The organism is Prevotella sp. P3-122 (assembly GCF_002251365.1).
Lineage (GTDB): Bacteria > Bacteroidota > Bacteroidia > Bacteroidales > Bacteroidaceae > Prevotella.
This window is the reverse complement of the sequence record NZ_NPJH01000052.1, coordinates 22,716-31,416: the sequence shown is the minus strand read 5'-3', so window position 1 is coordinate 31,416 and position 8,701 is coordinate 22,716. Positions and strand designations below refer to the sequence as shown.

Here is an 8,701-nt window from a genome sequence, read left to right as displayed (position 1 = left end):
GAAATTGTGTAAACCTGATCAGGGATAAGGCCATAAACTGACAACCCTGTTAGGAATAAGACAACAAGAGTGTAAACAACATCAGTTTTAACAAACAAAACTGTCAACCAAAATCAGTACACGTCAGCATCTGCCAACGCAAAGCATTGCATCTGCCAACGCAAAGCTTTGCAACTGCCCACGCAAAGCATTGCACCTGCCCACGCAAAGCTTTGCAACCGCCAACGCAAAGCTTTGCATTCTCATATAACGCTTTTGCGCTTACAGTGCGCATGGACTGCATTCCCTTGTACCAGGGTGCCGCTACGCTCTACCCTGGGCTATGTGCTGCTGCGCTTACAGCGCGTGCTGATTATTATATTTGCTGCAAGCAAGTAGTCAACAGAAATCAGGAAACTACGTTTTGTAAAGGTCTAAGGTCTAAGGTTTAAGGTCGAAGGACTAAGGTCTAAGGGCTGAGGTCGAAGGTCAAAGATCTAAGGTCTAAGGTCAAAGGGCGAGGGGTTTAGGTTCCCTTCGCCCTTTTTCCTTCAGACTATTTACCTCCCCTCTCCCCTTGGAGAGGGGCTGGGGGTGAGGCTTCTTAGCTTTATCTTCTGCGTTTTAAATCCCTCGCCGCTCACGACAAGAGTAATGTTGGAAGGTTTTTGGCCTGCTCTCAGGATGACGAGTGCTGAGCCGTTGTAGAGCGAGCGGGCGGTACTTGTGAACGACTCGTCGGAATTGAGGTTGCCATTGTCCACTGCCACTATGCTGGCGTCGCCCTCAACGGTGAAGTTCAGCTTCTGCTGTGCTGACCATGTGCGTCGCCCCTTGCTGTCGACGGCATTTATGCGTACGTGCATGAGGTCCTGTCCGTCTGCCTTCCATGTCGTGGTGTCGGCAGTCAGCTTCAGCCTTGTAGCCTTGCCTGTTGTCTCTATGCGGTGTGAGGCCACTCGTTTGCCATCGTTGTATGCCACAGCCTCTATGTAGCCCGGTTGGTACTCTATGTCGTTGAAGCGCAGCTTGTTTCGCTTCTTCGGGTCTGTGGTGTTTTGCTGCTGTGCTACCGTCTTGCCGTTTACGATGAGGTCAATGCGCTCAGCGTTGGTATATACGTTGATGTTGTACTTCTTTCCTGCCGTGCGGTTCCAATGCTCGCTCATGCCATCGTTGGAGAAGATGATGCCGTTCCATTCGGTCTCGTCGGCCTTTGTGTCGACGATGCCTATATGTACAACAGGCTCCTCGGGCTTGAACATCGAGCGCAGGAGATATGCGATGGGCTTTGGCTGTAGGGATATGTCGAACGAGCCGTCGTTCCATCCCTTGGCAGGCCATCCGCGGCTTTCACCCAGATAGTCTATCTGTCCCCAGTATGCCAGTCCCATCACCTTGTCCAGGTCCATCTCGTAGTAGTTCGGTCCCATCATCGAGGTGTTGGCCTCGCTCTGATAGAATGTCATCCATGGGAAACGTCTGCCGTCGCCGGGGAAGTACATATACCGGTAGTTGTAGGCTGCTATGTCGGTCTCCATGACGAGAGGGGCAGGCAGTGAGTCTGTTTCGAGGCTTCGTCCGCGCGGGTGCATGGCCACGGTTATCTTTCGTGTATTGTCATAACGCTGCAGCACGGGCTTCATCATTCGGTATGGCGTCACGCCCCAGTCGCCGAATGGCAGGTTGGGATAAGTCTGTAGCTCGTTGCCGAGGCTCCATGCTATGATGGACGGATGGTTGCGGTCGCGCTTTATCCATTCGGGCAGGTCTGTTGGCCATTGTTCCATCCACGGCCTGCGTCCGCCTGTGTATTGGTCGAGCCATTTGTCGTAAAGCTCATCGAGAACGAGTATGCCATATTGGTCGCAGAGGTCGAGGAACGACGTGCTGTATGGGTTGTGCGATGTGCGGATATGGTTGAAGCCGAAGTCGCGCAACATCTGTATTCTCTTCTCCATAGCCCTTGGATAAGCGGCTGCACCGAGTGCGCCAAGAGTATGATGGTTGGCAATACCCTTGAGCAGTACCTTCTTGCCGTTGACCTTGAGTCCGAAGTCGGGACCAATCTCGATGGTCCTGATGCCGAAGCGTGTGGATGTGCGGTCGGTCTCGTTGCCGTTGTCGTCGAGAATGGTGACAGTGGCGGTATACAGATGCGGTGTCTCGCAGCTCCACAGTTTTGGCTCGGCGATGTCTATAGTCTCCCATTTCAGCTCGTTGGTGCGCATCTTGCGGTTGAAGTGCATGTCGGCCGTCTTGTCATAGACGATGTTTCCCTGCTGGTCGGCAATGGTTGTGCGCAGCTTAATCTCGTTGCGTTTGGTATAGTTGGCAACCTCTATCTGCAGGTCAACGAGATGGTTGTCGCGTGTAGTTACGAATAGAGGGTGACGTGCGAAGTAGATGTCGGCAGGAGTAGTGATGAGGTTTACGTCACGGAACAGTCCGCCACCCGTATACCATCGTGAGTTCATCGGCCCGCTTGTCGAGGCATGTACGGCAATGGTATTGGGCTGTCCATAGTTGAGCAGTTTCGATATGTCGATGTCGAATCCCAGATAGCCGTAGTCCGTACCGCCGATACGCTTGCCGTTGAGGTAAACGTCGCCCACGTACATGATGCCCTCGAAGTCGAGCAAGATCCTCTTGCCCTTGAGTGACTCCGCAGGTGTGATGGTCTTCACGTACCATCCGTCGCCCATTTCCTTGAAGCCTCTTGCCGAGAGGCGTGACTTGAAATTGGATGCTCCGTCGGAGTTGTTCTCTTTCTCGTCTGCTGATGGTGGTACCCAGTCCTGTGATATCTGGAAGTCGTGCGGTACATCTACTGTCTGCCATGTGCCGTCGTTGACATTGATGTTGCTGATGTCTGCGTTGCCGCGATGGAAATCCCATCCGAAGTTCAGGCTTTCTGTTGTCCGCTGTGCATGTAGCGTTGATGTTGCGGAAGCGATGAGCAGAGCCGCAAAGAATAGTTTGTTTCTCATTGGTTTATCGTTTAAGTAGTTTTATTGCCGAGTTGAGCCCTGACGGTACAGGGTCCCATCCCTCATAGGTTGTGCGCTTATAGTGCAGGTCGACGATGTTTATCTCTTCGAACTTACGCCACTGTACGCCCTCACGGTCTAGTTGTGAGATGCGGTTGGCTGGCAAGTTGGTTACCTCAATTCTTATGATGTTGTCTCCCTTGTGAAGGAGTCCCGAGAAGTCAAGGCGGTAGGGCACTGCCCATGCGCATCCCACTAAACTATCGTTGACGTATACCCTTGCGCTCTCCCTTACGTCGCCAAGGTCGATGGTCCAGATGTTGCCATCCTTCAGGTCGGCCTCCGTGATGTTTGCATGACATTCGTAGATGCCTGTTCCCATGAGCGTGCGTGTTGTCTCGTCAAGGTTCTCCCATGGCTGCGCACCTGTGAGGTCGTATGTCTTACCATTGTCAGGCATACACTCGGCAAACCTCAGGGTCCATGCCGATAGCTCCTTCTCCGTACCCTCGTCGCTTGACCATCCGCAACGTACTGGCAGGCCAGCCAATTCATCGAGTAGCGAATTGTCTACCTTGTCGAAAGTCTGGAGGATGATGCTCTCGCCGGAGCGTAGTGACAGCAGGATGTTGCCATTGTCAATGTCAGCCCTCTCTCGCTTGCCCGTCATGGGGTCGAACCATATGGCAGCATCCAAAGGTACGGACAGGCTGGTATAGCCCTGTATGTCGTTGGGTGTGAGGTTTGCGATGAAATAGTGATGTCCCTTGTCGTTGGATCGTCTGATGAGCTTCAGCCCGTAGCGTGTCTTCATCTCCTCAGCCTTGGCGGCATGAGCCATGTCCGCTGCAGCCGTACCTATTATAATATGTGCGCCGGCGGTCCTGAGGTTGTCTATGTGCGCCTTTACCTCCGGAGTCAGAATGTTATGGCTGTCAGGAATGATGAGTCCGCTGTAGCGTGTTCCTGCAGCAGTCTGTATTTTGCCGTTGGAGAAAGTTGTGGAGAGCAGTAGCGCGTCAGAGATATAGTCGCAGTCGAAGCCTGCACGGTCGATGCTGTTGATGCACTCTACGAACTCTGGAGTAAGCTTGCCCATGGCATGTATGCTGAACTGCATGAGCCGCTTGCCCTTGGTGTTCTTTGCCATCATGTCGTGAATGGGCAGGTAGGTTATGAAGTCGTTGTCGGGCTGTCCCCATTGCAGGAAGCTCTGGCATCTTTCTATATATTTAAGGAAATATGGTGCGTCGCGCCATATAGAGTTGGTGGGGCTCATGTCAACAGAGGCATAGAATTTCCATCCTGGCCACGGGTCGTTCTTTGGCGAGTATGTGGTGCCATGGAAAAACATGCGGTTTACGCCGGCACAGAACATCAGGTCCATGTCGGGCTTCATCTGGCTCAGCGATGTGCGGAAATGCTCCGTCAGCCATGTGAATGTCTCCGACGAAGTGAATGTCTTGCCTGTGATGTGTGCTGCTGACGGGGCGTACTTCAGCATGGAGAAGTCGGAGTCGTTCTTCCGCGTATATCCAGAGTCCTTGCGCAGTCCCTTGATGCCGAAGTCGGTAAGTCCGAAGCCCTCAATCTCTGGAATGTCTACGGCCGCATAGCAGTCGATGAGGTTGGCGGGACTGCCGTGTGCCTGGTTGCGTGTGATGGCTCCGTGGCTGTGTGCCCATTCCGTCCATGTGTGTGTGAAGTTGTCGAGCAGCATTTCCCCAAGAGTCTCGCGATAGTCGGTAACAACCTGTCTGTCGCCGTCAACGAGCTTGTCGAATGACTCCTCAAGGCTGTAGCCTCTGCGACGCTCGAACTCTGCGAATAGGGTAGGGGTATAGTCGGCTTCCGACACCTCGTAGGAGTCGTTGAAGAATGTGTGTGGGAATGGTGTGCCAGTCTGTATGAAGGCATCTGAGATATGGTTGAGATAGTTCGTCACGGCACGTTTGTCGAAATGGTCTACCACATACCCTGCGCCTCCAGGTGCGGCACGCTTCACCTTCATCACGCCCGTGCGTCTGTACAGGGCGATTATGCGCCATGAGCCCTTGCCGGGCAGCTTTGCGTTGAGCATGCCATTGGCAGACACGCTCTTGCCCAGTCGGAGGAATGTCCCGTTGCCGAAGGCGTAGACATCCACGAGCGTGCTGTTGGTGCGCCTTTTCGTTTCCGGGCGCATGTCAAGGTCCTTTATCTTCTTGCCGTTTACGATGGTGTCTACGATTACCATCTGTGAGGCACTCTCCTCAAGCGGTACCCACGGTCCGCCAAACGGCCATCCCGTGCCTGTTGCCATGTCAAGCTCTATGCCGTTGCCTTTGCAGGCATCAGCCGTTACCTTGAGCATCTCCATGTAATTGGGTGACAGAAAGTCGATGTTGTTGCCGCTGTTGCCTTTTACTCCGTAGATGGGAGTTATTTCAAGGGCTCCGATGCCGTGGCTGGCATACTCTCCGATGTTCCATCTGAGGTCTTGTTCGTTTACGGCTGAGCCCATCCACCACCATCGGGCACCTGGCTTGGCCTCGGGATTAGGCGCAGGCCATTGCTGAGCCTGTAGGGGCAGGCTGAGGAGCAGGGCTGCTGTAGTTAAGATTAGTTTGTTCATAGTTTTCTTTTTAATATTTTTGTAGATTATCCAGACTTTCTATATTTTCTTGAAATTCCAGATTTTTCTATATACCCTATTGCTTTGTTTATTCGTGATGATAGGGCTCGCCCTTGATGATGGTGCAGGCTCGGTAGAGCTGCTCGACAAAGATAAGTCTTACCATCTGATGGGAGAAAGTCATGCGCGAGAGGCTGAGCATGGAGTCGGCACGACTGTATACCTGCTGCGAGAAGCCATAGGGACCGCCGATGATGAACACCAGGCGGCGTGCTGTCTGCTGCCGGCGTTGCAGCCAGTCGGCAAGCTCAATGCTCCGCGGCTCCTTGCCACGCTCGTCCAGAAGCACCACCGTGTCAGAAGGCTGCAACAGGCGGAGTATAGCCTCTCCCTCCTTGTCTTTCTGCTGCTGCTGGCTGAGGCTCTTGGCATTGCGCAGCTCGGGGATAACGGTCACGGAGAAAGGCATGTAGTGACCTATCCGTTCGAGGTAATCGTTGATGGCAGCAATGAAATGCTTGTTGGTGGTCTTGCCTACTACTATCAGCTCAGTCTTCATATTCCTTGGCTCTCTTTGGGTTCATGGGGAACCATCCTTTCTTGACCCTCTTGCGCTGCTCGAATATCTCGCCTATCGTCCACAGGCATGTTGCGCCGAGCACGCCGAGGATGGCCGACAGCATGACATCGGCAATGAAGAATGCCGCACCTATGCTGGCAATACCTGCAACAAGGAAAATCCACCATGGACGGGTTCCGAAATGGTATTCCACCCAGATGACTACCGGGTGGAATATACCTATTATTAAAAAGGTGGATATGGCAATCAGCATGCCTTTGAAATGCAGTTCCATATCAGTCCTCCATGAGCTTGCGGTAGCGGCCTTTCTTTATCTCTCCGTCCGTACCGAGGCGGCGTGCCTTGTTAATCTCGTACTCGGAGTAGCTGCCCTCGAAGTAGAACACCTCGCCATTGCCCTCGAAGGCAAGGATATGGGTGCAGATACGGTCGAGGAACCATCGGTCGTGGCTGATGACGACAGCACATCCGGCAAAAGCCTCAAGACCTTCCTCAAGTGCGCGTAACGTGTTGACATCTATATCGTTGGTAGGCTCGTCGAGAAGCAACACATTACCCTCCTGCTTCAGTGCCAGGGCAAGCTGCAGACGGTTGCGCTCACCACCTGAGAGGACTCCGCAGAGCTTGTTCTGGTCGGTACCCGAGAAGTTGAAGCGCGATATGTAGGCACGTGCGTTGACATCCCTGCCACCCATACGTATGGTCTCGTTGCCTTGTGCTATGACATCGTAGACCGACTTGGCCGGGTCTATGTCCTTATGCTGCTGGTCAACGTATGCAAGCTTAACGGTCTCGCCAACCTCGAATGAGCCGGCGTCTGTAGTCTCCAGTCCCATGATGAGCCGGAAGAGGGTAGTCTTGCCTGCTCCGTTAGGACCTATGACACCAACGATGCCGTTAGGCGGAAGCATGAAGTTGAGGTCGTTGAACAGAACTTTCTCGCCGAACGCCTTCCTCACGTGCTGCGCCTCTATTACCTTGTTGCCGAGACGCGGACCGTTGGGGATGAATATCTCCAGTTTCTCCTCGCGCTCCTTCTGCTCCTGGTTTAGCATCTGCTCATAGCTGTTCAGACGAGCCTTGCCCTTTGCCTGGCGTGCCTTCGGCGCCATGCGCACCCATTCAAGCTCTCGCTGCAAAGTCTTCTGACGCTTGGAGGCAGTCTTCTCCTCCTGCGCCATGCGCTTGGTCTTCTGGTCGAGCCATGACGAGTAGTTGCCCTTCCATGGAATACCCTCGCCACGGTCAAGCTCTAGTATCCACTCGCTGACGTCGTCGAGGAAGTAGCGGTCGTGGGTAACGGCGATAACCGTTCCCTCATACTGCTGCAGGTGCTGCTCCAGCCAGTCTATGCTCTCGGCATCAAGGTGGTTGGTAGGCTCGTCGAGGAGAAGCACGTCGGGCTTCTGAAGGAGAAGCTTGCACAGGGCCACACGGCGGCGTTCGCCACCCGAGAGGTTGGTTACAGGCCAGTCACCGGGAGGACAGTTGAGTGCTGCCATGGCACGGTCGAGCTTCGAGTCCATATTCCACGCATCGGTGGCGTCAATAATATCCTGCACCTCAGCCTGGCGAGCCATGAGCTTGTCCATCTTGTCAGGGTCGCCATAATATTCCTCCAAGCCGAACTTCATGTTTATATCCTCGTATTCCGCCAGGGCGTCATATACGCTCTGCACTCCCTCCATGACATTCTCCTTGACGGTCTTCGTCTCGTCGAGAGGTGGGTCCTGTGGCAGATAGCCCACGCTATAGCCCGGACTCCATACCACCTCACCCTGTGAGGGCTGTTCCAGTCCGGCGATAATCTTCATAAGCGTTGACTTACCGGCTCCGTTAAGACCGATGATACCAATCTTCGCTCCGTAGAAGAATGAGAGGTATATGTTCTTCAATATCTGTTTCTGGTTCTGGGGGATGACCTTCGATACTCCCACCATGGAGAAGATAATCTTCTTGTCGTCTACTGTTGCCATGAAATGATGTTTCTAATATGTCTACAAATAAAAAATAGTATGCGTTGAAAGTTGTATGCTTTTTGGTCAGTACGGTCTCAGATTACGACAGCCGTGCCCGACGATGTCACCATGAGCATGGAGTTTTCCTTCCCCAGAACCTCATAGTCGAGGTCTATGCCTACAATGGCGTTCGCACCCATGGCAACGGCTCTGTCCTGCATCTCCCTCAATGCTACATCCTTGGCCTTTGCCAATACAGCCTCGTAGCTGCTGCTCCTGCCACCAAAGAAGTCGGTGATGCCTGCCAAGAAATCCTTTAGGAAATTGGCACCAATGATAGTCTCGCCTGTGACAAGGCCCTTGTATTCCTTTATCGGATGGCCTTCGATGTTGGGGGTTGTAGTAATGATCATATCGCAGTATATTTATGATTTTAATTGCAAAGATAATGAAAAAAAATGATACGGGAAACAGAAACGCCATAAAGTGAAGGAGAAAAGCAGAATTTCAGGTTGTTAGGTTATGAGGAAGTTAAATAATCGAAAGATGTTTTGTCGTGATAGAATGTTTTAGTATTTTT

Annotated in this window: 6 protein-coding genes; all 6 read right to left on the bottom strand. The window is 52.8% G+C overall.

Annotated features, from left to right (window positions below):
* Nucleotides 1-539 precede the first annotated feature (539 nt).
* Nucleotides 540-2,969: a glycoside hydrolase family 2 TIM barrel-domain containing protein gene (locus tag CIL02_RS09595; protein WP_094401213.1), complete on the bottom strand. Its 2,430-nt coding sequence runs from the start codon at nucleotides 2,967-2,969 to the stop codon at nucleotides 540-542.
* Between the two features lie 4 nt (nucleotides 2,970-2,973).
* The gene (locus CIL02_RS09590; protein WP_094401211.1) at nucleotides 2,974-5,583 is read right to left on the bottom strand and encodes a glycosyl hydrolase; all 2,610 of its coding nucleotides are present in this window, start codon (nucleotides 5,581-5,583) and stop codon (nucleotides 2,974-2,976) included.
* Between the two features lie 88 nt (nucleotides 5,584-5,671).
* Nucleotides 5,672-6,142 carry a 23S rRNA (pseudouridine(1915)-N(3))-methyltransferase RlmH gene (gene rlmH, locus CIL02_RS09585; RefSeq protein WP_094401209.1) on the bottom strand — a complete coding sequence of 157 codons (471 nt, stop codon included), beginning with the start codon at nucleotides 6,140-6,142 and terminating at the stop codon, nucleotides 5,672-5,674.
* Nucleotides 6,132-6,437: a DUF4491 family protein gene (locus CIL02_RS09580; RefSeq protein ID WP_094401207.1), complete on the bottom strand. Its 306-nt coding sequence runs from the start codon at nucleotides 6,435-6,437 to the stop codon at nucleotides 6,132-6,134. Before CIL02_RS09580 ends, rlmH begins: the two co-directional genes overlap by 11 nt.
* A gap of 1 nt (nucleotide 6,438) precedes the next feature.
* Entirely contained in the window at nucleotides 6,439-8,139 is a 1,701-nt protein-coding gene (gene ettA / locus CIL02_RS09575; protein ID WP_094401205.1) for an energy-dependent translational throttle protein EttA, read from the bottom strand.
* Between the two features lie 77 nt (nucleotides 8,140-8,216).
* Entirely contained in the window at nucleotides 8,217-8,534 is a 318-nt protein-coding gene (locus CIL02_RS09570) for a heavy metal-binding domain-containing protein (RefSeq protein WP_094401203.1), read from the bottom strand.
* Between the last annotated feature and the right edge of the window lie 167 nt (nucleotides 8,535-8,701).

What these genes read in the sequence shown, in the direction of transcription:
- ettA (WP_094401205.1), bottom strand. Translation starts at nt 8,139, where the DNA reads ATGGCAACAGTAGACGACAAGAAGATTATCTTCTCCATGGTGGGAGTA.
- CIL02_RS09595 (WP_094401213.1), bottom strand. Translation starts at nt 2,969, where the DNA reads ATGAGAAACAAACTATTCTTTGCGGCTCTGCTCATCGCTTCCGCAACA.
- CIL02_RS09570 (WP_094401203.1), bottom strand. Translation starts at nt 8,534, where the DNA reads ATGATCATTACTACAACCCCCAACATCGAAGGCCATCCGATAAAGGAA.
- CIL02_RS09590 (WP_094401211.1), bottom strand. Translation starts at nt 5,583, where the DNA reads ATGAACAAACTAATCTTAACTACAGCAGCCCTGCTCCTCAGCCTGCCC.
- CIL02_RS09580 (WP_094401207.1), bottom strand. Translation starts at nt 6,437, where the DNA reads ATGGAACTGCATTTCAAAGGCATGCTGATTGCCATATCCACCTTTTTA.
- rlmH (WP_094401209.1), bottom strand. Translation starts at nt 6,142, where the DNA reads ATGAAGACTGAGCTGATAGTAGTAGGCAAGACCACCAACAAGCATTTC.